26 protein-coding genes and 2 pseudogenes are annotated in these 22,559 nt (G+C 70.5%); 11 read left to right on the top strand and 17 right to left on the bottom strand.

Annotation, left to right across the window (positions count from 1 at the left end):
* Window positions 1-69 precede the first annotated feature (69 nt).
* Entirely contained in the window at window positions 70-564 is a 495-nt protein-coding gene (locus tag ACZ7L1_RS27880) for a PaaI family thioesterase (RefSeq protein ID WP_471440763.1), read from the bottom strand.
* Window positions 565-655: 91 nt separating this feature from the next.
* Here ACZ7L1_RS27880 and ACZ7L1_RS27885 point away from each other — a divergent pair, with 91 nt between their 5' ends.
* Window positions 656-1,123: a winged helix-turn-helix transcriptional regulator gene (locus tag ACZ7L1_RS27885; protein WP_471440764.1), complete on the top strand. Its 468-nt coding sequence runs from the start codon at window positions 656-658 to the stop codon at window positions 1,121-1,123.
* Window positions 1,124-1,262: 139 nt separating this feature from the next.
* Here ACZ7L1_RS27885 and ACZ7L1_RS27890 read toward each other — a convergent pair whose 3' ends face one another.
* The 6 genes from ACZ7L1_RS27890 to rpmG all read right to left on the bottom strand — a co-directional run bounded on the left by ACZ7L1_RS27890 (window position 1,263) and on the right by rpmG (window position 4,026).
* Window positions 1,263-1,685, bottom strand: a complete 423-nt coding sequence (locus ACZ7L1_RS27890) for an Hsp20/alpha crystallin family protein (RefSeq protein WP_471440765.1) — start codon at window positions 1,683-1,685, stop codon at window positions 1,263-1,265.
* Window positions 1,686-1,810: 125 nt separating this feature from the next.
* Window positions 1,811-2,293 carry a flavin reductase family protein gene (locus ACZ7L1_RS27895; protein ID WP_471440766.1) on the bottom strand — a complete coding sequence of 161 codons (483 nt, stop codon included), beginning with the start codon at window positions 2,291-2,293 and terminating at the stop codon, window positions 1,811-1,813.
* 200 nt (window positions 2,294-2,493) lie between these two features.
* Window positions 2,494-2,862 (bottom strand): hypothetical protein, encoded by a 369-nt coding sequence (locus ACZ7L1_RS27900; protein ID WP_471440767.1) that lies wholly within the window; start codon window positions 2,860-2,862, stop codon window positions 2,494-2,496.
* A gap of 531 nt (window positions 2,863-3,393) precedes the next feature.
* A complete protein-coding gene (ykgO, locus tag ACZ7L1_RS27905; RefSeq protein WP_028801377.1) occupies window positions 3,394-3,516 on the bottom strand; it encodes a type B 50S ribosomal protein L36 in 123 nt (40 codons plus the stop codon).
* Window positions 3,517-3,553: 37 nt separating this feature from the next.
* On the bottom strand, window positions 3,554-3,814 hold the full coding sequence (locus ACZ7L1_RS27910) for a type B 50S ribosomal protein L31 (protein ID WP_471440768.1): 261 nt from the start codon (window positions 3,812-3,814) through the stop codon (window positions 3,554-3,556).
* A 47-nt stretch (window positions 3,815-3,861) separates the two neighbouring features.
* Window positions 3,862-4,026, bottom strand: a complete 165-nt coding sequence (gene rpmG / locus ACZ7L1_RS27915) for a 50S ribosomal protein L33 (protein WP_263234114.1) — start codon at window positions 4,024-4,026, stop codon at window positions 3,862-3,864.
* 404 nt (window positions 4,027-4,430) lie between these two features.
* Here rpmG and ACZ7L1_RS27920 point away from each other — a divergent pair, with 404 nt between their 5' ends.
* Complete coding sequence (locus ACZ7L1_RS27920) at window positions 4,431-5,303, top strand: polysaccharide deacetylase family protein (RefSeq protein ID WP_471440798.1); 873 nt, start codon at window positions 4,431-4,433, stop codon at window positions 5,301-5,303.
* 100 nt (window positions 5,304-5,403) lie between these two features.
* On the opposite strand, the gene ACZ7L1_RS27925 is transcribed toward ACZ7L1_RS27920, so the two are convergent.
* Complete coding sequence (locus ACZ7L1_RS27925) at window positions 5,404-5,883, bottom strand: ATP-binding protein (protein WP_471440769.1); 480 nt, start codon at window positions 5,881-5,883, stop codon at window positions 5,404-5,406.
* Window positions 5,884-6,053: 170 nt separating this feature from the next.
* On the opposite strand from ACZ7L1_RS27925, the gene ACZ7L1_RS27930 reads away from it, so the two are divergent.
* Window positions 6,054-6,416: an STAS domain-containing protein gene (locus ACZ7L1_RS27930; protein WP_471440770.1), complete on the top strand. Its 363-nt coding sequence runs from the start codon at window positions 6,054-6,056 to the stop codon at window positions 6,414-6,416.
* A gap of 159 nt (window positions 6,417-6,575) precedes the next feature.
* Here the strand turns inward: ACZ7L1_RS27930 and ACZ7L1_RS27935 are convergent.
* Window positions 6,576-7,928: pseudogene (locus ACZ7L1_RS27935) on the bottom strand (PP2C family protein-serine/threonine phosphatase); the annotation flags it as partial.
* Between ACZ7L1_RS27935 and ACZ7L1_RS27940 the strand changes: the two are divergent.
* Window positions 7,891-8,580, top strand: coding sequence for a GAF and ANTAR domain-containing protein (locus ACZ7L1_RS27940; protein WP_471440771.1), 690 nt, complete (start codon window positions 7,891-7,893; stop codon window positions 8,578-8,580). The pseudogene ACZ7L1_RS27935 and the gene ACZ7L1_RS27940 sit on opposite strands and share 38 nt — an antisense overlap.
* Window positions 8,581-8,760: 180 nt before the next feature.
* Window positions 8,761-9,738, top strand: coding sequence for a trypsin-like serine peptidase (locus tag ACZ7L1_RS27945; RefSeq protein WP_471440799.1), 978 nt, complete (start codon window positions 8,761-8,763; stop codon window positions 9,736-9,738).
* 245 nt (window positions 9,739-9,983) lie between these two features.
* Here ACZ7L1_RS27945 and ACZ7L1_RS27950 read toward each other — a convergent pair whose 3' ends face one another.
* The 3 genes from ACZ7L1_RS27950 to ACZ7L1_RS27960 form a co-directional block, all read right to left on the bottom strand.
* Window positions 9,984-10,865, bottom strand: a complete 882-nt coding sequence (locus tag ACZ7L1_RS27950) for an LLM class F420-dependent oxidoreductase (protein ID WP_471440772.1) — start codon at window positions 10,863-10,865, stop codon at window positions 9,984-9,986.
* 236 nt (window positions 10,866-11,101) lie between these two features.
* Complete coding sequence (locus tag ACZ7L1_RS27955) at window positions 11,102-12,370, bottom strand: MFS transporter (RefSeq protein ID WP_471440773.1); 1,269 nt, start codon at window positions 12,368-12,370, stop codon at window positions 11,102-11,104.
* A gap of 228 nt (window positions 12,371-12,598) precedes the next feature.
* On the bottom strand, window positions 12,599-13,306 hold the full coding sequence (locus ACZ7L1_RS27960) for an SDR family NAD(P)-dependent oxidoreductase (RefSeq protein WP_471440774.1): 708 nt from the start codon (window positions 13,304-13,306) through the stop codon (window positions 12,599-12,601).
* 102 nt (window positions 13,307-13,408) lie between these two features.
* Between ACZ7L1_RS27960 and ACZ7L1_RS27965 the strand changes: the two genes are divergently transcribed.
* A complete protein-coding gene (locus tag ACZ7L1_RS27965; RefSeq protein WP_471440775.1) occupies window positions 13,409-14,248 on the top strand; it encodes a helix-turn-helix transcriptional regulator in 840 nt (279 codons plus the stop codon).
* A 248-nt stretch (window positions 14,249-14,496) separates the two neighbouring features.
* Here ACZ7L1_RS27965 and ACZ7L1_RS27970 read toward each other — a convergent pair whose 3' ends face one another.
* From ACZ7L1_RS27970 to ACZ7L1_RS27985, 4 genes and pseudogenes are all read right to left on the bottom strand, one after another.
* Window positions 14,497-15,348 carry an NmrA/HSCARG family protein gene (locus ACZ7L1_RS27970; protein ID WP_471440776.1) on the bottom strand — a complete coding sequence of 284 codons (852 nt, stop codon included), beginning with the start codon at window positions 15,346-15,348 and terminating at the stop codon, window positions 14,497-14,499.
* Window positions 15,349-15,515: 167 nt separating this feature from the next.
* Window positions 15,516-16,244, bottom strand: a complete 729-nt coding sequence (locus ACZ7L1_RS27975) for a hypothetical protein (protein WP_471440777.1) — start codon at window positions 16,242-16,244, stop codon at window positions 15,516-15,518.
* Window positions 16,245-16,277: 33 nt separating this feature from the next.
* Window positions 16,278-16,619 (bottom strand): annotated as a pseudogene (locus ACZ7L1_RS27980) (recombinase family protein); the annotation flags it as partial.
* A 24-nt stretch (window positions 16,620-16,643) separates the two neighbouring features.
* A complete protein-coding gene (locus tag ACZ7L1_RS27985; RefSeq protein ID WP_471440778.1) occupies window positions 16,644-16,805 on the bottom strand; it encodes a hypothetical protein in 162 nt (53 codons plus the stop codon).
* Here ACZ7L1_RS27985 and ACZ7L1_RS27990 point away from each other — a divergent pair, their 5' ends adjacent.
* The 4 genes from ACZ7L1_RS27990 to ACZ7L1_RS28005 all read left to right on the top strand — a co-directional run bounded on the left by ACZ7L1_RS27990 (window position 16,806) and on the right by ACZ7L1_RS28005 (window position 19,590).
* Window positions 16,806-17,138, top strand: coding sequence for an antibiotic biosynthesis monooxygenase family protein (locus tag ACZ7L1_RS27990; protein ID WP_471440779.1), 333 nt, complete (start codon window positions 16,806-16,808; stop codon window positions 17,136-17,138).
* Between the two features lie 147 nt (window positions 17,139-17,285).
* Window positions 17,286-17,633 carry a DUF1330 domain-containing protein gene (locus tag ACZ7L1_RS27995; protein WP_471440780.1) on the top strand — a complete coding sequence of 116 codons (348 nt, stop codon included), beginning with the start codon at window positions 17,286-17,288 and terminating at the stop codon, window positions 17,631-17,633.
* Between the two features lie 126 nt (window positions 17,634-17,759).
* Complete coding sequence (locus ACZ7L1_RS28000; RefSeq protein ID WP_471440781.1) at window positions 17,760-18,593, top strand: DUF1206 domain-containing protein; 834 nt, start codon at window positions 17,760-17,762, stop codon at window positions 18,591-18,593.
* A 202-nt stretch (window positions 18,594-18,795) separates the two neighbouring features.
* Window positions 18,796-19,590: a polysaccharide deacetylase family protein gene (locus tag ACZ7L1_RS28005; protein ID WP_471440782.1), complete on the top strand. Its 795-nt coding sequence runs from the start codon at window positions 18,796-18,798 to the stop codon at window positions 19,588-19,590.
* 404 nt (window positions 19,591-19,994) lie between these two features.
* Here ACZ7L1_RS28005 and pip read toward each other — a convergent pair whose 3' ends face one another.
* Window positions 19,995-20,957: a prolyl aminopeptidase gene (pip, locus tag ACZ7L1_RS28010; RefSeq protein WP_471440783.1), complete on the bottom strand. Its 963-nt coding sequence runs from the start codon at window positions 20,955-20,957 to the stop codon at window positions 19,995-19,997.
* Between the two features lie 399 nt (window positions 20,958-21,356).
* Between pip and ACZ7L1_RS28015 the strand changes: the two genes are divergently transcribed.
* Window positions 21,357-22,547 (top strand): PP2C family protein-serine/threonine phosphatase, encoded by a 1,191-nt coding sequence (locus ACZ7L1_RS28015; RefSeq protein ID WP_471440784.1) that lies wholly within the window; start codon window positions 21,357-21,359, stop codon window positions 22,545-22,547.
* Window positions 22,548-22,559: the final 12 nt, after the last annotated feature.

Raw genomic sequence — 22,559 nt, forward strand, 5'->3', positions numbered from 1 at the left:
CGCGCCCGGGAAGCGCCCGGGCCGCGCGCCCTGCACCGCGCTCACCGTGCGCTGCCGACCGCCGAGGCTCTAACTCCTGGTGACGGGAAAGAGCATGCAGCTGCTGGTGGCGTGGGCGAGCAGGCGGTCCTCGGAGTCGAGCAGCTCCGCCTGGGCAAGGGCCGTACGGCGGCCGTGGTTGAGGACGGAACCGATGGCGCGGACCTTGCCGGTGTCGACGGTCATCGGGCGCAGGAATTTCAGACTCAGGTCGAGCGAGGTGTATCCCATGCCCGTCGGGAGGACGGACTGCACGGCGCAACCGGCGGCCGAGTCGAGCAGGGTGGCGTAGACGCCGCCGTGGACGCTGCCGATGGGGTTGTAGTGCTCCTCCCCCGGTTCCAGGGCGAAAACGGCACGGCCGAACTCGACCTCCTCCAGGGTGAAGCCGAGGGTCGCGGCGATGGGCGCGGCAGGCAGACGCCCGCCGAGCACGCTGCGGAGGAAGTCGAGCCCGCTCTCCTGCCCGACCGCGGCCGCGGAGACGCTGGGGTCCTTCCACTCGAACGTGCGTGACCTCGTCATGGGCGCTTCCTTCCCCGTGCCGGCTTCTGACGGGGAAGCTAGCCAGCGCCATCCCTGGCTGTCAATATCGAAGCCAGCCTACGATGGCCGTATGACCTGGCTGGAGACCAGCACCGAGAACTGCACGGTGCAGCGCACCCTGGACCTGATCGGCGAGAAGTGGTCGCTGCTGGTGTTGCGCGACGCCATGAACGGCGTGCACCGCTTCGACGACTTCCGCCGCCACGTGGGACTGTCCGATGCGGTGCTGTCGGACCGGCTGCGCAAACTGGTCGCGGCCGGAATCCTGGACACCGTCCCGTACCGCGAGCCGGGCCATCGCACCCGCCATGAATACCGGCTCACACGCAAGGGCTGGGATCTGTGGCCCGTGATGATCGCACTCAAGCAGTGGGGCGATCGCTACACCGCGGACCCGGAGGGACCGCCCCTGGAGGTCCACCACCGGGACTGCGGCGAACCCCTGGAAGCCGTCGTCGTCTGCACAGCTGATCATGGGCCTCTCAGTCCGCGACAGGCTTGCACACGGCCCGGCGCCTCAGCGCGCTCACTGACCTGACCTGACTGGTGCTGGGTCGGGGTCCCCTCGGCCGGCCCACATGGCCCGACGGACGGGACCTGCAACGAGCATGACGGCAGGGCCCGGGCTCGCCGCCCGGTCCCTGCCGCCGTGACCGGCGAAGGGAGTTCGCCTCGGATCAGCTCTTCAGCTCCTTGCGGTCACCGCCGCCGCTGACGGCGATCTTCCGGGGCTTTGCCTGGTCGGCGACCGGGATCCGCAGCTTCAGGACACCCGCCTCGTAGGAGGCGTCGATCCGCTCGGTGTCCAGGGTCTCGCCGAGGAACAGCTGCCGGCTGAACGTCCCCGCAGGCCGCTCGGTGATCACCGTTTCGCTGTCCTCGCCGTACGTCGGCTTGCGCTCGGCCCTCACGGTCAGGACGTTGCGTTCGACGTCGAGGTCGATCGACTCCGGCGTCACGCCCGGCAGATCCAGTTCCACACAGAACGTGTCACCCTCGCGCCAGGCGTCCATCGGCATACCGGCAGGGCGGGCGGCCGTGCCCAAGACCCGTTCGGCGAGCCGGTCAAACTCGCGGAAGGGATCCGTCCGCATCAGCATCTGCATCCCTCCTTCGTACGTATGCTGCTGTTCCGCTTATCCTTCTCCACTTCCGATATACCGCACCCACTGAGAAGTTGACACCTGTCGGCTCAACTTTTTCGTCGGCGGAACAGTCGGGCCGGTCAGTCCACCGGGTGACCGGGACTGATGTCCAGGGCGTCGCCGAGCCGCAGCAAAGGGCCGTCGGCCCGTCGGCCGTACTGCACTGGTTCGAGGACGAAACCGACGTGATCGCCCCCGTCGACACTTCGCTCGACGGTGCCGACGAACCAGGCCGCGGCATCCTCCAGGACGACCGCCCCGCCATGTCCCCGCGTCCAGCGCACCTGCGAGAACTTGTCGACCTCGTCGCCCGTCTCGCCGCCGAACAGAGCCGCCAGCCTGTGCTGGTCGCCGGTCAGCAGGTGGACGGCGAGGCATTCCGCGTCACGGGCCACCCCATAGGTGTGGTTGACCTTGGAAAGCCACACCACGAACCGCACCGGCCGGATCGAGCACTGCGAGGAGAATCCGACCAGGCACCCCGATCGCTCCTGGCCCGCCGCGGCCGTGACGACGCACATCTCGGGGTTCAGCCGGCTCATGAACGCGTCGACGTCCGCCATGTCCCATCACTCCCGTCACTGCACCCGGCCGACGCCTGCCGCCCGCCGCGGCGCCGCCCGGCACCAGGTCACCGCACGGGTGCCCCTCTTCTCCCCCGACTCACAGGCTTGCGTCGGTCGCGGCCCCCGCCCGGGCCCGCCTCACCGGCCGTCGGTGAGCGAGTCGTCCTCCACCCCGCGGGCCCAGGCGGTGTCACGTCCTAGCGGTGGTGGGCGTGGTGGCCGTGATGCCGCTGCTCTCCGTACCAGCCGTGGTGCCGGCCCCGGTCGCGAAGCCAGTCACCCAGACGACGGTCGTGGTGACGGTCGCCGTACCAGCCGTGGTGATGGCCCCGATCCCGGTCCCAGCCGCGGAAGCGATCACGGTCGTGGCCGTGCCCGTAGCCGCGGTCGCGGTCGTGGTCGTGGTTGCCGACAGTGTCGGGGCGGTCGCTCTGCGCGTAACTTCTCCCCTGCTCACGGATATGGCTGCCTCCGTCGGCGAGGGCGGGCAGGGCCGCCGCCCCCACGAGAGCGCCTGATGCCACACACGCGGCGATCAGCCGAAGAACGGTACGAGAAACAGACATGGAGCTGTCCCTTCTGGCGTTCACGCACACCCACCGCGGTCGGGGCCGGTGTGCATCCGAGATCCCGGCTGGTGCCGAGGCCGCCCACTCTGGCCGCCTTCCTCGCCACTGGATCAACCACACCGTTCGCGTTACAAAACGCCGACATATCCGTAACGCTCGCTTGTACGTGCCAATGACCCGCACGGGACCCCGGGCTGCGGGCCCGCCCCCACTCCCACCGCGCCCTGGCCAGCGGAGAAGCAACCGACCGCGCGAGACACTCCGGACCGGCCTGCCGCCCCGGCTCCCCCATTCAGTCCATTCCGGTATGTAACGGACCGAGAGCCTACGTTCAGGGGACCCGCGGCGCCCCTGGATCGCCCGGGCACCTGGGGCGGCGGTTGGGAGCGGCGGTTGGGAATGCGTGCGGCGATCCGCTCGGCGCGGAGGCCCGCCAGTGGCCGGCCGGGCCACGCCCAGCCCCGGATCGCGCATCGGCCCGGCCCGCGTGGTGCGGGCCGGGCCGATCATGTCCTCCGTGGCAGCCTGTCAGCCCTGACGGGCCTTGAAGCGGGGGTCCTTCTTGTTGATGACGAAGGTCACGCCGCGCCGGCGGACCACCTGGGCGCCCGGCTTGGACTTCAGTGAGCGCAGGGACTTGCGCACCTTCATGACGGGTCTCTCCTTCTGCTCGGGACCGGGACCGCGGTCAGCCGCGGGCCGCCGCCGCGCGGCCGTAGCGGCGCTCGAAACGCTCGACGCGGCCTGCCGTGTCCACGACCCTCGAGGTGCCGGTGTAGAACGGGTGACTGGCCGACGAGATCTCCACGTCGATCAGCGGGTAGATGCGGCCGTCCTCCCATTCGGTCGTCCGGGCCGAGTGCGCGGTCGAGCGGATGAGGAACGAGGCGTTCGCGGCGCGGTCGCGGAAGACGACCGGGCGGGAGTCGGGGTGAATGTCGGGCCTCATGGGGCGTACCTCCTCGTGGTCCACCGCCCAGGGGGCGGAGGCGTGGTTCAGCGTTCCTCGCGGAAGTCGACGTGCCGGCCGACCACCGGGTCGTACTTGCGCAGGACGAGCCGGTCGGGGTCGTTGAGACGGTTCTTGCGTGTCACGTAGGTGACACCGGTCCCGGCTGTCGACTTCAGCCTGACGACCGGACGCGCGTTGCTGCGTGCCATGAGGTCCTCCTTTCGCTCACACCCCGGACGTTTGGCCCGAGCATGTCAGCTGCCTCCTGCAACAAGCGGACCCGCTCGCGCATTCCCACCGCCGCCCACAGCGCTGCCTCGCTCAGTGTGCCGAGCGGCTGTCCTTGCCTCCCATGGGTCTGCCGTCATCCGCCACACGACATCGATGCCACTTCACCGGGAGCGGCGGGCCCTTCGGGCATGTGTACGCGTTCGATCTCGGCTCAGCTTCCCGTCGTCCCACCACCGCACGGCGGAACAAGGTGCCGAGGCCGGGCCGACGGCCCCCGCCGATCTCCGGACGGACCCCGGCGTCGAAGGAACCGCTCGTGCCGCCAGGTACTCATACACAGCGACAGGCAGTGACGGCACGGCAGTTCTGGGAGACGGGCGCGGTGAAGCGGCGCAGCGGGCGGGGCAGGTTCCACGGAATACTGGCGGGTGCGGTCGTGGCGGCCCTGACCGTCGGCGGCTGCGGTGCGGGCGATGCAAAGGGGCTCGGAGCGGCCCCCACTTCGTCGCAGCCCGCCCCCACCGGCGGCAGCGCAGGCAACGCGCCGCGCGTCGCCGCCGACGCCTGGCACAAGTGGGGCCTGACACCGCTGCCCGCGCCCCCCAGTCCCCCGGCCGACAAGCCCGTGAAACTCTCCGCCACCGGAACGGTCCCGGTCTTCACCCACATACCGACCTCGCAGAAGGTCGTCTTCATCACCGTCGACGACGGCCAGGAGAAGGACCCCAGGTTCATACAGATGATGCGGGACCTGAAGGTGCCGATCACGATGTTCCTGACGAACGACGCCATAAAGTCGGACTACGCGTACTTCCAACCGCTGCAGGCGATGGGTGACCACATACAGAACCACACCCTGCACCACCCGGTGATGAGCACCCTCTCAACGGCCCGGCAGAAGGAAGAGGTCTGCGGCAACCAGAAGATCCTCACCCGGCAGTACGGCACCGCGCCCCTGCTGTTCCGCCCGCCCTACGGCGCGTACAACCTCAACACCCGGATCGCGGTGGGTGAGTGCGGGCCGCGGGCGATCGTCTGGTGGCGGGAGTCCATGCAGATCAAGAACATGCAGTACCAGGAGCCGGACAAGAAGCTGCGCCCCGGGGACATCATCCTCGCCCACTTCCGCGGTCCGAAGGAACTCAAGGGCGTCGGCATGACGGAGATGTTCCGCAATCTCCTCAAGCGCATCCAGGAGCAGGGATTCGCCGTGGCACGCCTGGAGGACTACATCCAGCCACCGGCCGGTCGCTGAACGACGCCGCGTCAGAAGACGGCAGGAACCTCGTCCTATTCTGGTGGCGCCACTCCGGCCGGCGGACCGACCTGGGGGGAGGCCGGGGCGGTGATCAGGCCTACCGGGCGCGACGTCCGACGACGTCGACGACCGGATCGTCCGGCAGGGCGATCCTGGCGGTGATGCGCTTTCCGACCGGTTCCCGCCGAGCCTCGAACCCCTGCACGACGGCCATCACGATCTCCAAGCCGTGCTGGCCCACCCGGCCGGGGTCGGCCGCCCGGGCCAACGGCAGTACCGGATCGCTGTCCCAGACCTCCACCTCCACCGCCCCGTCGGTGATGCGTACCTCCAGCAGCACGGGACCGGGCGCGTACTTGCGGGCATTGGTGACCAGCTCGCTGACCACCAGTTGCGTCAGGTCCACCGTGCGGTCCGACACCGGCACTCCGTGGACGGTCTCCGCGCGGGTGAGGAAGTCAGCCGCCAGATGACGCGCCTCGGCGATGCAGGCGCCATCGCCCTCCAGGGCCGCTGTGATGTGCACATACTCACGCTCTGGTGCTATCCGGTCCTCCCCGAGGACATCTGGTTCCATCCGAATCACCTTCGCTACCCCGTTCACACGGCCGCGTATACCCACTCCCGCGCCGTACAGACCTGCCGCACCCAAGTGGCGGCACCTTCGAGAGCATCCCCGTAGCATCTTGGGGCAGCATTTCCGGGGAAGCACTGGCTTGAAGATCACCGAGCGTTGTTGAGGGACGTGTGACAGACACCGACGAACTGGCAGAACCGAACCGCCTGTCGATCACCAGCGCCCTCGTCGACGGAGTAACCGTGGTCACGGTGCAAGGCGAGATCGACCACAACACCGTCGGCTCTCTCCGCCAGGCCCTGACGCCTCCCTCCGGCACCGCCGCGCCGCGGACCGTCGCGGACTTCAGCGGCGTGACCTTCCTGGACTCCGGCGGCATCACCGCCCTCATCACCGCCCAGCAGGCCCACGGCGATGGCGGCTGGCTGCGCCTGGCCGGCGTTCGGCAACCCGTCCTGCGCGTCCTGCAACTGGTCGGTCTCGACTCCCTCATCGACTTCCACCCCACCCTCCGCGACGCCCTGGACGCGTGACAGGTCCCCTCCCACCTGGCCGGTGCCGCGCCGAAGCGGCCATCGGCTCGGACCGGCGAGCCGACGGCACGAGCCATGTCACGAACAGGGAACGCCGTCGCCGTCCACCGGATCGCCGCCGCCAAGCCCGGTGATCGAGCCGTGTATCCGCTGGATGGCGACAAGGGCGGCGTCGTCGCGGAGAGCCCCGTCCGCGTGGGCGAGAAGGTCCTGCTCGACGCGGTGCACCAGGGTCTTCGGACGGCACTTCGCCCACACCGTGACCCGCTCCTCCAGCGGGTAGAACGCCCGACTGCTGTCGCGGGCCTCCACCACGCCGTCGGTGTACAGGAGCAGGGTGTCGCAGGCCCGGAGCGAGAACGTGTGCGTGACATGGGTGTCCGGGCCCAGCTCCCACATGCCCAGCGGGGGCGCCGGGTCGGGACTCGTCACGCGGATCACCTCTCCGCGCCTGATCAGGAGGAGCGGCGGGTGGCCGCAGTTCATGACCCGCGCCACGGGGCTCCCGTCCGGGATCTCCAACAGCAGCGCGGTGATGAAGTGCTCCCGGGCCTCCCCTTCCGCCTCGGGGAACTGGGTGAGGTAGCGGGAGGCGCTGCGGTCCAGCGCCTCGGCCAGGGCGGGCAACGTGGCGTGCTGGTGGGCGGCCTCCTGGAACGCGCCGAGCAGCGTGGCCGCCTCCCCCACCGCGGCGAGTCCCTTTCCCCTGACGTCGCCGATGATCACGCGTGTGCGGTCACCGGTGCGGGCCACCGCGTAGAGATCCCCACCGATGCAGGCCTCCTTGTCGGCGGCCAGGTAGGACGACGCCATCTGCAAGGGGCCGAGCCGCTCGGGAAGCGGGCGCAGCAGGGCCCGCTGTGCGACCTCGGAGACGGAGCGCACCTGAGCCAGTTCCTCGATGCGCCGGTCACGGACGACACACACGAGAACCGTGAAGATCGAGAGGACGGTCAGCGCGATGATCTGCGAGATGTGGTTCGTCGTGGCCAGCCCGCCGTGGAACACGGCGATGACGACCTGGGCTCCCACCGCCAGGGCCCCGATCAGCCCGGTCAGCCGGTAGCCGGCGAAGGCGGTGGTGATGGCGGGCGCCACGACGAGCAGCGGGCCGAGGTGGACGGTTTCCGGGGAGTGGATGTCCACCAGGGTGATCACCACGATCAGGGCAAGGGGAATCGCCACCAACGCACGGCTCGACTGCCATGGCTGCCATACCGGGGCGGGGCGCTGCCCGACGCGCATGCTTCCAATGTGCCCGACATTCCGGGAAGGGGAGCACCCCGGCCGCCCGGTGCGACGCGAACCGGCGACGCATCGGGGAGACGGCGATATCCCAGGTCGACGCTCTAGTGTGGCGGGAGGACGGCGTGATGCGGGCGCTGCCGGAGCCGATGCTCGCCACCGCGGTGTCCGACCCGGATCCGCGGCCGGCCGGCGGCCCGCCGAAGTCATCGACAGCGTGGAGGGCGGTATGGACTGGCGTACGTTCGCACAGCAGATGGCCTCCATGGCGCGTGACCTGCTCGCTCAGGACTCGGTCGGTGCCACCCTGGAGCGGATCACCGCCTCGGCCATCGAGCTGGTGGCGGGATGCGATGCGGCCGGCATCCTGCTCCTGCACGGCAAACGGGTGCAGTCGATGGCCCCCACCGACGACCTGGTCGTCCGCAGCGACCAGCTTCAGGAACGCCTCGAGGAGGGCCCCTGCTTCGACGCCGCGCGCACCCGCGAAGGGGAGAGGGTGTTCCGCATCGCCGACCTCACCCAGGAGCATGCACGCTGGCCCGCCTACGCCCCGCAGGTGCGCGAGCTGGGGGTGGGCAGCATCATGGGCTTCCTGCTGTTCACCGAGGACGAGGACCTCGGCGCGCTGGATTTCTACTCCCGCCGGCCGGGCGCGTTCACCGAGGCCAGCGAGACCGCCGGATGGCTGCTGGCCTCCCATGCCGCGGTCGCCTTCTCCAGCGCCCGCACCAACGCACAGCTGGAGCAGGCCATGGCCACACGCCACACGATCGGCGAAGCCATGGGCATCCTCATGGGCAGCCACCACCTCACCGAGGAGCAGGCGTTCGAGGTGCTTCGCCGCTTCTCGCAGGAGAAGAACATCAAAGTGCGTGAGGTCGCCCGGCAGATCTGCGAGAAGGGCGCTCTTGCCTGACCCGGGCGCCTCGGCTCCCTATGCGCGGGGAGGAGATCGGCGGCCTCACGGCCGAGTTCATCCGATTCCCATCCGTCTCCCACCCGGGCATCACAGAGAGACCCGAATCTCATGCACATGCGCGGCAAGTGGGGGTACCAGGGGGCAGACGACCAGGGAAGCGAGGACGAGCGCATGACGATGCAGGGGGCGGCAGACGGCGGCAGGCAACGCACTGGACGCGCCCGGTATCGCAGACCGGCGCTGATTGTGGGGTGTGTCGTCACATGCCTAGTGGCGTGCACCAGCGGCGCCACGGCCGCCGGTAAGATCTTCGGCCTCAAGGCCGCGAGCACCGCGAACACCGCGAACACCAAGAAGGCCGCGACCTCACCGCGGCGCTCCAGCGGCGGGGGGCACCAGCCGCCGTCCCCCGCTGTTCGGAAGGCGACCGCCTCGCCGGCCCCCTCCGCCGCCCCCGCTCGGTCCTCGCTGCACGCCACCGCGTCCCCCTCTCACCAGGCGCCTCCCCTGGGTGTCTCACGGACGGTTCCGGATTCCCAACTTCCCCGGCAAGTGGGGGCGTTGTTCGACGGCAGCGGTTTGACCGGGTCGCATCACTGCACGGCCAGCGTGGTGAACAGCCCCGGCGAGGACCTGATCGTGACCGCCGCGCACTGCCTCGGCTCCACGTCGGACGTCTTCGTCCCCGCGTACCACGACGGTGTTGCCCCCTACGGCGTGTGGCATCTGCAGCGCATCGTCGTCGACGCCGGGTGGACCGACGACTCCGACCCGGACGACGATGTGGCGTTCGCCGTGGTCGCACCACTCGACGGGCGCACCATCCAGTCGGTGGTCGGCGGCTACACCCTCGGCATTAACGAGGGGACGGGCGGTCGTGTCACCCTCACCGGCTACCCAGCGACGTCACAGGACCCGGTGACCTGCACCAACGGCATCTCCTCGTTCAGCAGCACGCAGAACGAGATCTACTGCACCGGCATGACCGGCGGCACCAGCGGCAGCCCATGGGTCACCGGCGACAGCCCGGGCACGGTCATGGGAGTCATCGGCGGCTACGAGCAGGGCGGCGACACCGCCGACGTCTCCTACAGCGTCGCCTTCGGCCAGAGCGTCCAGAGCCTCTACGAGGAAGCGACGTCCGGCGGCAACTGAACGTCCGGGGAGCGGGATGTTCAAGAGATGCCCGGTGGGAGGAATGAACAAGACCAGCGGGGGTAGCCGCCCAGGCGCAGGTGGTCGGGGCGGCGTGGTCCTGGGGAGGTCACACGCCGTCCCGCCCCTTCGTCCGGGGTCCACCCGTGCTGTCCGTTGCCCGGTCGAGTCCCGCTGGTCTCACGACCGGAACGCCTACGGCTCAGCGGCCGGGGTTCGTACGGCTGCCGATGTCCGCCGACGCCTCAGTCCAGCTCGGCCAGCCGTCGCACGGCGGGAGCCACGAAGGTCTCCATCCACGGGGATGTGGTACCCGTGCGGGGCGCGAGGATCACCGTGTCGATGCCGAGTTTGGTGTAGCCGGAGATGTCGCTGGTGAAGCCGTCCACGTCGCCGGCGGTGGCCGGCTCTCCCGAGTACGTCACCGTCTTGCGGACGGTGTCGTAGTCGCGGCCGGCGTCGTCGCAGTGGCGGCGCAGCACGTCGAGCTTGTGCGCGACCTCCTCCGGGGTCGTGGCGAACAGGTTGCAGGCGTCCGCGTAGTGGGCGACGAGCCGCAGCGTCTTCTTCTCGCCCCCGCCGCCGACCAGGATCTCCGGGCGCGGGGAGCTCACCGGCGGCGGCACGCACAGCGTCTCGGCCAGCTGGTAGTGCCGCCCCTCGAACGGCCCGTTGTTCTCCGGATCCCACATCTGCAGGCAGATGCGCAGGGTTTCCTCGAGCCGCTCGAAGCGTTCCGCCAGCGGTGGGTACGGCACGCCCAGGCCATGGTGCTCGCGGTCGTACCAGGCGGCCCCGATCCCCAGCGTGGCCCGGCCGCCGGACAGCACGTCAAGGGTCGTGGTGATCTTGGCGAGGAGTCCGGGATGACGGTACGTCACTCCGGTGACCAGGGCGCCGAGCCGCACCGTGGAGGTCCGGGCGGCCAGGTATCCGAGTGTGGTGTAGGCCTCCAGCATGGGCGCCTCGGCCCCGCCGTTGAACTCCATCTGGAAGTAGTGGTCCATGACCGACAGCCAGCTCACGCCTGCCGCCTCGGCCGCGGCGCCTGCGGCGGCCAGCTCGTCGCGCAGCGCGCCGCCGCCCTCGGGGTGGTCGAACCGGTTGATGTGCACGCCCACGTGCATGTCCGTCTCCGTTCACAGTCACCCGCAGCGTCCTCGACCCTGGCGACACTAGATCTTCGAGTGTTCTCGAAGTCAAGGCCATCGGACGTGTCGGAAGGCCGTGCGCGGACGCCTTCGGTGACTCTGCGGCGTGACCGGCGGCGACGGCGGCGCGCGCCCGGCGCCGTGCGCGTGCGCCTGCGCGTCAGGGCTGCGCCTCAAAACCGTCCGTCAGGGGTGCGCCTCAGGGCTGTCCGTCAGGGCTGCGCGGCGTCGGCCGCCGCGGCGGCCGGGGCCTGCGCGCCGGTGGTGCCGAACCGGATGCCCTTGGCTTCCTTGCCGACCGCGCTCAGCAGGATGACCACGGCGAGGGTCGGCAGGATGGTCCATGCCATCGCCGCCGGATAGCCGTGGCGCCCGGCGAGGGCCTCCTGGATCGGCAGGTTGAGGGCGGCGATCAGGTTGCCGAGCTGGTAGGTGACGCCCGGGTAGAAGCCGCGGATGGAGTCCGGGCTCATCTCGGTCAGGTGCGCCGGGATGACGCCCCAGGCTCCCTGCACGCACACCTGCATCAGGAAGGAGGACAGCATCAGCCAGCCGACGCTGGTGGACAGCACGAAGAACGGCACGACGAGCAGGCCGCCGGTCGCCGCGATCATGATCGTGCGGCGGCGGCCCAGTCGCTCGGAGTAGGCGCCGAGCAGCACACCGCCGAGGATGGCGCCGATGTTGTAGACCACGGCGATGGCGATCGAGGTGTTCGCCGACAGGCCCAGACCCTTCTTGACGAAGGTCGGGTAGATGTCCTGGGTGCCGTGCGACATCCAGTTGAACGCGGTCATCAGCGCCACCAGGTACAGGAAGCGCCGCAACACCGCCGGGTTCTTGAACACCTGGTACGCGGGGGTGCGGTTGAGCCGGACGCTCTTCTCCCACACCTCGCTCTCCTCGACCCTGGTACGCACCCACAGCGCGACGAGGGCGGGCAGCAGGCTGAAGGCGAACAGTCCCCGCCAGCCGAAGGCGGGCTCGATGACGAAGAACGCGACCGCGGCGAGCAGGTAGCCCAGGGAGTACCCGCTCTGCAGCAGGCCCGACCAGAAACCGCGCCGTGCCGCCGGGATCTTCTCCATCGCGAGCGCCGCGCCCAGGCCCCACTCGCCGCCCATTCCGATGCCGTACAACAGGCGCAGCACCAGCAGCACGGTGTAGTTCGGCGCGAAGGCGCAGGCGAAGCCGACGACCGAGTAGAAGACGACATCGGTCATGAGCGGGATGCGGCGACCGCGGCGGTCGGCCCACATACCGAACAGCGCGGCACCGACCGGACGCATCACCAGGGTGACGGTGGTCAGGAAGGCCATGTCGGTGAGGGAGACGTCGAAGTCCTTGGCTATCTCGCTGTAGACGAGAACCACCAGGAAGTAGTCGAAGGCATCCATCGCCCAGCCCAGATAGGCGGCGACGAAGGCATGGCGCTGGTCCTTGGTGAGCCCCGCCGCCTGGTCTCTGACGGTCTTCAGCATGACGACCCTCCCGCAGTCCGCAGGTGAGGCTAGGCACGAGCGGCGGAGGAGGACAATGGTGGGGCAGCAAAACACCGGCCACGATTGCACAAAAGGTGGCATTGCCGCCGTCTGCCTTGGGGGACCCGGCCGCCTTCGCGTCTACTGCCGGACACCCGGCGCGATCTCCCGCACGGCCGGTGCCCTGGAGTCAGCCGCTCTCCAGGGCACCGGCAAGGTGACGCGCTCTCACCAGGGAAGGGGGCCCTCAGCGTCGAAGTACCCTCCGGTGGGGCCGTCGGGCCCCACCTGTGCCATCCGGACGATGATCTCGGCGCCCTCCTCGACGGTCTGCGTGCCCGTGTTGCCGTTCAGGTCGGTCGCGGTGTAGCCGGGCTCCACCGCGTTGATCCGCATGTTCGGGAAGGCCTTTGCGTACTGCACGGTGATCATGTTGACCGCGGCCTTCGACGCCGGATAGGCGACACCGGGATAGGCGTACGCCGGCGTGCCCGGGGTGGCGACGCGGGTGAGCGAGCCGAGGCCGCTGCTGACGTTGACCACGACCGGCGCGGTGGACCGCTCCAGCAGCGGCAGGAACGCGTGGGTGACGCGCACGACGCCGAAGACGTTGGTCTCGAACACCGGCCGCACCAGGTCGGCGGTGGCTCCCGCGGCGTCGACGACCGTGTTGCCTTCACCGCGCGCCTCGATGCCGGCGTTGTTGACCAGCACATCCAGTCCACCGTCGGCCTCGATGGCCTTGACGGCGGCCGCCACGGACGCGTTGTCGGTGACGTCGATGAGAACCGTCCGCGCGCCGAGCCGCTCGGCGGCGCGGCGCCCGCGTTCGGCGTCCCGGCTGCCGATGTAGACGGTGTGGCCGGCGGCGAGCAGCCGACGGGCGGTCTCGTATCCGAGGCCCTTGTTGGCCCCGGTGATCAGTGTTGTCGTCATGCCCCCAGGTTCCGGGCGGGCGGCGTGGTCAGCCAGGCGTCCCGTGTTCCTGGGACCACTGGTACCAGGCACGCCGGGCGGCGCGGGGGCACACTGGTCGGCATGGCGACGGCGGAATTCGGCAGGGCGGTGCGCCGCTGGCGCGACCGGGTCTCGCCCGAGGCGGCGGGTCTGCCCGCGGGCGGGCAGCGGCGCGCGGCGGGGCTGCGCCGTGAGGAGCTGGCCATGCTGGCCGGCATCTCCGTCGACTACGTCACGCGCCTCGAGCAAGGTCGCGCCTCCAACCCGTCGACGCAGGTCGTCGACGCCCTCGCCCGGGCCCTGCGGCTGTCCGGCGACGAGCGAGCCCACCTCTTCCGTCTCGCGGGACTGGTTCCGCCCGGCCCGGACACGGTCCCCACGTACCTGACCCCGAGCGTCCAGCGGATGGTGGACCGCTTCACCGGGACGCCCGTCGCCGTGTACGACGCGACCTGGACGCTGCTCATGGCCAATCCGCCGTACGCGGCCTTGATGGGCGACCCGTCCGGTTGGCGGGGCAACGAGCGCAACAGCGTGTGGCGGCACTTCGTCGGCTCGGGCACCCGTGCCCGGCACACCCCGGAGTCGCTGCGTGCCTTCGAGGCGGCGCTGGTGGCCGATCTGCGCGCGGCCGCCGCCCGCTATCCGGCCGACCAGCGGCTGCGACGGCTGATCGGGGATCTGCGGACGAGCAGCGACCGGTTCGCCGAGCTGTGGGACTCCGGAACCGTCGGGCGCCACGAGGCCGCGCGCAAGGTCATCGACCACCCGCACGTCGGCGCCCTGACGCTGGACTGCGACGTGCTCACCGTGTCGGGCAGCGATCTGCGCATCATGGTCTACACGGCCGAGCCCGGCACCGAGGACGCCGAGCGCCTGGCGTTGGTCACCGTGCTGGGCACGCAGACACTCGCCGGATAGCCGACCGCGAATGGGTGTCCCGTCCGGCCAGGACCGGTTCAGCCGCACGGTCCCCGGGCGTGCCCGCACCGCTCATGACCTCGGCCACCCCGCCCTCTTCACCACCGCGACGCCCGTACCGCACCCCGCCCGCCCTCCGGACCCACTCCGGTACTCCGCCCGTAGGTCCCGGTCCGGGCATCGGGCGGTCATTCAACCATGAAAGACATCACGGCATACTTCATGATCTGAGCGCGTGAGGGGTGCGCTCAGTGGGCGCCCGTGAACGTGCTGCGCGCCCAGTCGGGGAAGCCGGTCCAGGAGATGCCGGGATGGGCGTCATGCAGCGCGGGGATGTCGACCTGATAGCCGGGCCCGTTCAGGAACGTCCACATCGCGTGCATGTCCGGATCGCCCACCGCCGCCAGCGGCACCCGCACATGGCGGACTTCTCGTCCCAGGGCCGTACCGAGCGCGGCCGCCATGTCGGAGGGCGTCGGGGCGTCGCTGGCCAGCTCGATGCGGTGCTCTGCGTACGGACCGGGGTCCAGCAGCACCGCGGCCGCGAAGGCACCGAGGTCGGAGCGGTCGAGCTGCTGCAACGGCCGGTCGGACGGCAGCGGCAGGTCGAGCGCCCCGCCGAGGATCCGCTCGGCTCCGCCCAGCGCGTTGTCGTAGAAGTATGTCGGCCCGAGGATCGTGTAGGGCACATCGCCCGTAGCCAGCTCGGCCTCGATGCGCGCCTTGCTGTCGAAGTGCGGCACCCCGCTCTCCTGGTCCGCCCCGGCCACCGAGCTGAACACGAGATGCGGCACCCGCTGCTCGTGCGCGGCGGCCAGGATCGCCCTCCCCTGGGCCACCTCGGCCTCCGGGCCGGCCTCGAAGGGAGTGGTGAACGCGAACACCGCGGCCACCCCGCGCATGGCCGCGGCGAGCGACGCCCGGTCGCTCAAGGACCCCGCCACGACTTCGGCGCCCCGGTCGGCCAGTTCCCGCGCGGTGCTGCGCGCGGGATCCCGAACCAGTGCCCGGACCCGTGCCCCTCGGGCGAGCAGGGCCTCGGTCACCGCCCTGCCCTGGCCACCGGTCGCGGCAAGCACCAGCATCGGCCCGTCGGCCATCGGGAACTCCCTTCTCGGGGAAACACTCGGCAGTTGATCACGGCCAGGAACCCCACGTTATCCATCCGCCCCGCACGACACGCCCAGCCCGCGCCGTGCCTCGGCTCAGCGCCGCTCGACACGCTGAACCCGTCGCTCTCGTCCCGCTCCCCGGCCAGGGCGCCGCTTCACCTGAGGATGTTCACCGCCCGTGCCACCACCAGCGCCACGGTGAGCAACGAGATCGATGCCTGCGAGGCCATCAGCAGCTTGGCCCAGCGGGACAGGGGCATGGTGTCGGTGGGGCTGAAGGCGGTCGCGTTGGTGAAGGAGACATAGAGGTAGTCGGCGAACGCCGGCTCCCAGTCCGCCGGCGCCAACTCCCCGCTCTGCATCTGGGGGAAGAGGAAGTCCGGGTAGTCGTGGTGGCCGGCGGCCCGGGCCGCCGGCCCACCCCTGTCCCACTCCCAGTACCACAGAGCGAAAACGATGACGTTGGTCAGCCAGATACCCGCCCCCGTCATCAGCAGCGCCCCGGCATCACTGCCCTCGGTACCGCGCACCAGCCCCCGGATCAACAGCGCCGCCGACCAGCCGTTGGCGACGCTGACGAGGGCGGCCAGCGCCAGCCCGCCCGCGCGCAGCAGCGAGGCGCCCCGACTCGCACGGATCCGGAAGGCGCACAGCAGCACGACCACCAACAGCAGCTCCAGTGTGGGCAGGAGCCATACCGGCCGAAAGGCCAGCCGCTCGGGGAGCAGCAGTTGCAGGGCGACCGCGGCGAGCACCGCCGCGCTGACCGCCCAGCGCGACTCGTCGCGAGTGGGCCGGCGCCAGGCCGGCTCCTGGCGGGCCGCGGTGAGCAGTTCCTCCAACCGGGCGAGTCGCTCGTGCAGGGCCCTTGACTCTTCGTTCACGACCCCAGTGTGACCTCACGGCGACGAGACCGGTCACGGGCACCCGCCATGCGGGAGGACAAGCCCCGTAGCGGACCTGCGCGCCTTGGGCGCGCGGCGTGCCGCCGACCGTCCGTGTGACCGGACGAGCCACTCCGCGTCCGCCGGCCGGCCTGCGGCAGGAGACGTGTCCAGGTAGGGCTCTTCCACGCTGACGAGCAGCACGCCGTGTTTGGCCAACTCCTCATTGATCAGCATGACCTCAAGGGCACCCTGCCGAGTGAGGCGGGACAGCGAGAACACGACCACTGCGTCTACGTGCCCGGCGCGAACGGCGGACTTCATCTCCTCGAACTCCGGCCGGACGACCTGCGGGTCCCAGCCGGATTTGCCGACGTCGGCGAAGTGGCCCGCGTTGTCTCAGCCTTTGGCCGTGATCAGCGCCTCGCACTTGGTCCGCTGTGCTTCGGGGGACGACGCGGAGTCGTCCTCACGCTTCCTTGACTGTCGGATGTAGGACACTGCGCGCACATGGTCCAGATCAGGGGTCCAGTCGGAGCCCCGTTTGACGAGAGGTGTCATGTGCCTAGCGTAGTAAAAATCAACGTACTCACCGTCCCCGCCGAGCAGCGGGAGACGCTGGAGAAGCGCTTCGCCTCCCGGGCCCACGCCGTGGAGAGTTCCGACGGGTTCGAGTGGTTCGAACTCCTCAGGCCGGTCGACGGAACCGACAACTACCTGGTCTACACCCGGTGGCGGGACGAGGAGTCGTTCCAGGCCTGGATGGAGGGCCCCATGAAGGCCGCCCACCAGGGCGGTGACGCGGCAGGGGGCGAACGCCCCAGGCCGGCGGCGAGCGGGTCCACGCTGTGGTCCTTCGAGGTCGTACAGCAGGCGGCGCCCAAGAGCGCGTAGGCCGGCGCCGACAGCAAAGTGGTCACCGGCCCTGGGCGGCAGGCGCACGCCGCCGCCCAGGGCCGCTTACCTCGGAGGTCATCGACCCGGAACGGAGCGCATGCCACGATCGTCGGCGTACGGAGCCCGGCCGACCGGAAGGACGCCATGACCGCCTACGCCATAGCCCACCTGCAGGAAGCCGCCCCGCACCCGGAGATCGCCGAGTACATCGAGCGCATCACCGCCACCTTCGCCCCCTACGGCGGCCGCTTCCTCGTACACGCCACACAGCACGAGGTGAAGGAGGGCAGCTGGCCCGGACACGTGGTCGTCATCAGCTTCCCCGGCCTCGCCGAGGCCCGGGCCTGGTGGGACTCCCCCGCGTACCGGGAGATCGCACCGCTGCGCTCCCGGCACATCGACGGCGACATCATCCTGGTCGACGGCGTCTGTGACACCTACGACCCCGCCGACACCGCACGGACGATGCGGGAAGCCATGCGCACCCCCTGAACCGGGGATCGCAGGTGCGTGCGATCAGACTTCACCTCCCCTGCGCATCCGCCGCTCGTCCCCGACACGAGTGCCGGCCCGGTGTGTCAACGCGGTGCGGGGGCACACGGATTCGGGGAGGTCGAGATGAACACGAGTGCCATGGCCCATACCCGCCGGATGCGGGTCGGGGGCGAGGTCGGCTCACTGACGCAGGGCGCTGCCCGGGCGGGGCTGACCGCACGGGGAGTGATCTACGTGCTGGTCGGCGTGCTGGCACTGCGGATCGCGTTCGGCGACGGCAGCCGGCAGGCCGACCGCAGCGGTGCGCTCGCCGAGATCGCGCAAGAGCCGTTCGGTGCCGTACTGCTGTGGGCGCTGGGCATCGGGCTCGCCGGCATGGCCGTGTGGCGGTTGTCCGAGGCGGTGTTCGGCGCCGTCGGACCGGACGGCCGCAAGGTGAGGAAACGGCTGCTGGCGCTGGTCCGGTGCGTGTTCTATGCATTCGTCGCCTACTCCGTGCTGTCGTTCGCGACCGGGTCGGGCACGGGTGGCTCATCCAGCGACGAGCAGTCCAGGGACGTCACCGCCAGGGCAATGGGGGTGCCCGCAGGTCAGTGGATCGTGGGCGCCGTCGCGGTCGGCATCGTCGTGGCGGGAGTCTGGATCGGGGTCCGGGCCCTCCGGCGCAAGTACCACAAGGACCTCAGGCTCGGCGAGATGTCCCCGGGCCTGAGGCGACTGGTGGACATCGCCGGCGTGGGCGGAGGCGCCGCGCGCGGACTGGTGTTCGCCGCGGCGGGGGCCTTCGCGCTCCGCGCCGCGGTCGATTACCGGCCCGACCGGGCCAAGGGGCTGGACGACACGCTGCGGTCCTTCGCCGAGACCCCGTTCGGTCCGTGGCTGCTGGTGCTCGTGGCCGCCGGGGTCGTGCTGTTCGGCCTCTTCTCCTTCGCGCTGGCGCGCTGGCGCAGGGTCTGAGCGTCGGCTCTCCTCGCGGTGGAGTCGCCGTGGAGTCGCCGTGGAGGCAAGGCAGTTGGATCCGTGTCGTGAGGGTCGCCGCCGCTGTGTCGTGGAATGCCCGCGGAATTGTCCGTGATCGGTAACAGACGGATCCTGCACCGTTCTTCCTTCGTCCTGATGGGTGCACGTGACCACAGAGACGACGAGGAGCGGGGCGGACATGGCGCGGCGTGGCGGACGGGGATGGTACGGGCGGGTGCTCGCGGCGGCGGTCGGCGTGACGGCGGTGGCCACCGCCACCTCAGTGTGGACCGCGCAGGCCGGCCCCGCCGAGGAACCCGGTGCGCGAGCGAACGTCCTGGTGCGCCCCTCCGCGCCGAACGCCCCGGCCCGGGGCGCCGCGGGGGCGCCGGTGTCCGCGGACATCGTCCACGCCTCCGACCGGGGCGCCCACGGGGTCAACATCACCATCGACGACGGGCCGGACCCCGTGTGGACGCCGCAGGTGCTCGAGGTGCTGCGGGACAACGGCGTGAAGGCCACGTTCTGCATGGTGGGCACGCAGGCCCAGGCGCACCCGGACCTGGTCAAGGCGGTGGTGGCGGCCGGGCACCGGTTGTGCGACCACACGGTCTCCCACGACACCGCCATGGACACCAAGTCCGAGGCCTACCAGTCGCAGCAGATCCTGGACGCCGAACGCGCAATCACCCGGGCTTCAGGAGGCGTTCGGCCGCAGTACTACCGGGCCCCGGGCGGTGCCTTCACGCCCTACAGCCGCCACCTCGCCGCCTCCCACGGGATGCGGCCACTGGGCTGGAACGTCGACTCCAAGGACTTCGAGCGTCCCGGCACCGCCGCCATCATGGCCACCGTCAAGAGCGAGATCCACAACGGTCCGACGCTCCTCTTCCACGACGCGGGCGGGGACCGCTCCCAGACCGTGGCCGCCCTGCGCCAGCTCCTGCCGTGGCTCAAGCAGCAGGGATACTCCTTCGGCTTCCCCGTCCGCTGAACCCCGCCCACGGGACGGGAAGTGCGAGCCGACGGCTTCTCAACCGCCTGCGGGCGGCGGGCGGTTGGAGCCGCGACGTCGGGGGGTGTGGTCAGGACGACTCCGGCCGTCGTGGTCACCGCCTGGGGCGGCCGGCCCGCGGATCAGCCTCGGGAGCAGTCCAGGAGCGTGCCGAGCAGTACGACGTCCTCCTCCCGCGCCGTGCAGCCGTTCTCCTCGCTCAGCACCTCGGGCACCTGCGTGCCCGAAGGCCAGATGATGGGCCCCGTAGGTGATCCAGGCTGCCGAGTTCGTCGGTTCGGCGTCCACGGTGCTGTCCTTTCCCGGCGCGCGGGCCGGCGTCACGGGGCAGGGCGCAACAGCGGCGTGGGCTGGTCCGCGACCGGGGTCGACGCGCGGCATGTTCAGTGGTGTGCGTAGGCGTCCGTCGCCGCTACCAGCGCGTCCGCCATACCGGGTGCCCCCGTCGTGTGTCCCACGTCGTCCACCACGCTCAACTCGCTGTCCGGCCAGGCCCGGTGGAGCCGCCATACCGTGCCGAGCAGATTGCCGAAGTCCAGGCTGCCTTGGACCAGGGTGCCGGGAATGCCTTTCAGGAGGGGGGCGTCGCGGAGGATGACGCCCTCGTCGTTGCCGTCGCCCAGGAAGTGGTCGTTGCCCCAGTAGTGGGTGACCGTCCGGGCGAAGCCCATGCGGAACACGGGGTCCTCGTAGCGCTCGACCGATCGCGGTGGCGCCGGGATCGTCGCCGTCTCCCAGTCGGTCCATGCCCGCGCCGCGCGGGACCGCGCCTCCGGGTCCGGTGACTCGATCAGCCGGTTGCAGGCCGCCGCGAGGTTTCCCTCCCGGTCCGCCTCGGGCAGCGCGACCAGGAAGCGCTGGAAAGCGTCCGGGAAGAACCGCCCGAGTCCCCTGGTGAGCAGCGCCACTTCCCGGTTCGAGCCCGTCGCGACCGCGGTGAGGACCAGTTCCGACACCGCCTGCGGGTGCGTCTGGGCGTAGCGAAGTCCGAGCACCGAGCCCCACGACACACCCCAGACGAGCCATCGTGCGATTCCCAGGTGCCGCCGCAACCGCTCCAGATCGGCGATGAGGTGGGCCGTCGTGTTGACGCTCATGTCGGTGTCGTACGCGCTCGCGTGCGGGGTGGAACGGCCGCAGCCGCGCTGGTCGAGCAGCACGATGCGGTACGCCGCCGGATCGCAGTACCGCCGGTATCCCGCCCCGCATCCCGAACCGGGACCGCCGTGCAGCATGACCGCCGGCTTGCCGCGCGGGTTCCCGCAGACCTCCCAGTAGACGCGGTTGCCGTCACCGACGTCGAGCATGCCGTGGTCGTACGGTTCGATCTCCGGATACAGACCCATCGCAGCACCGTAAGGCCCGCGACGGCACCGTCGCTCCCCCTTTCCCTTGGTTTCCCTTGGTCGCACAGCTTGGGGGCGCCGTGGCCGGGCGGTCCGCGCCCAGCGGTTCGCGCCGGCCGGCCGTCGTGTGCGGTGCGGCTCGGCATCCCTCGCGCGGATCACAACGTCTAGGATTGCACTGAAGATCCGGGTATGCCGCCTGCCCGAGCAGTCGTCGGATCGCGCTGTCGAGCCATATCGAGCCCGTGGTCCTGATCAGGCTCTGCCAGGAGTTCTCGTGAACAGGCCGTGTGAAGGGATCCGCCCGGGCTGCCGCCCGGTCCGGGGAGGCGCCACCGGGCGCCGGCCCGGTGGCACGGGACGCCCGCCGTCCCTGTTGCGTGCCGGCGGGAGCGTGCCATGAAGTGGCCGGCGCGCCGGGAGGCCGAAAGTCGCCGGGCGCCGCGGCTCAGCAGCACCGGCCTGCAGATGCCGCGTGCGCCCGGGTGGCTGCGCTGGCTGCCGGCGATCTACGTCGCGGGCGTCCTGGTGCTCGAACCGGTCACTCCGGTGCAGTGGCCGGTGAGCTTCCTGCTGATCGCCCTCCCCGTGGTCGCCGCCTACGCCCACGGTCCCGCCGCCGTCGCCGCCATCACGGTGTTCGCCGTCGGGTTCGAGGCTCTGCTGGCCGGCACTCCGTGCTGCGCGGGCCGCGACGTGGGGTACCTGTGGGAGCGCCACTACGTGGCCTCGTACATCTCAACCGTGCTGGTCGGGGCCCTGGGCACGATCATGGCCGCGAGCCGGACGCGTCGGGAGCGCACTCTCGCCACCGTGCGGTCCGTGGCCGAGACCGCACAGCGTGTGCTGTTGCGCCCCGTGCCCAGGCACCTCGGTCAGGTGTCGATCGAGACGCTGTACCTGTCCGCCGCCGCGGAGGCGCGGATCGGTGGTGATCTGTATGAGGCGGTGCCCACCGCACACGGGGTCCGCCTCCTCATCGGTGACGTCCGGGGCAAGGGCCTGGTGGCGGTGGAGACGGCCGCCACGATGCTCGGCGCGTTCCGTGAGGCCGCCCATGACGAACCCGACCTGGCCGGGGTGGCGCGCCGGGTCGAGAGGAGCATGACCCGCAGGGCCACGGAGCTCCCGGGCAGCGAAGTGGCGGAACGCTTCGTCACCGCGGTGTTCGCCGAGATCCCCGATCACGAGCCCGTGGTCCGCATCGTCAACTGCGGCCACCCCCCTCCGCTGCTCATCGGCCCGAACGGGGTCACCGAGCTGGACTCGGCAGATCCCTCACCGCCCATCAACCTCGGCGTTCTGGTCGGTGACGACTACCACGTCGAGGTGAGCCCCTTCCGTCCCGGCGAACAGCTGCTGCTGTACACCGATGGCGTCACGGAGAGGCGCGACCGTACGGGGGCGTTCTACCCGCTGACCGAGCGGGTCCGGTCGTGGGGCGCTCTGCCTCCCGGTGAACTTCTCGACCGTCTGCACCAGGATCTGCTGGCCTACAGCGACGCGAACCTCGACGACGACACCGCCGCGCTCGCCGCCTACCGTCTTTCCGGTGACCGCCACGGGGAGACCGCACCGCACCGGCGGTGACCGTCGTGCCGT

It is taken from the genome of Streptomyces sp. NPDC107546, assembly GCF_055639175.1.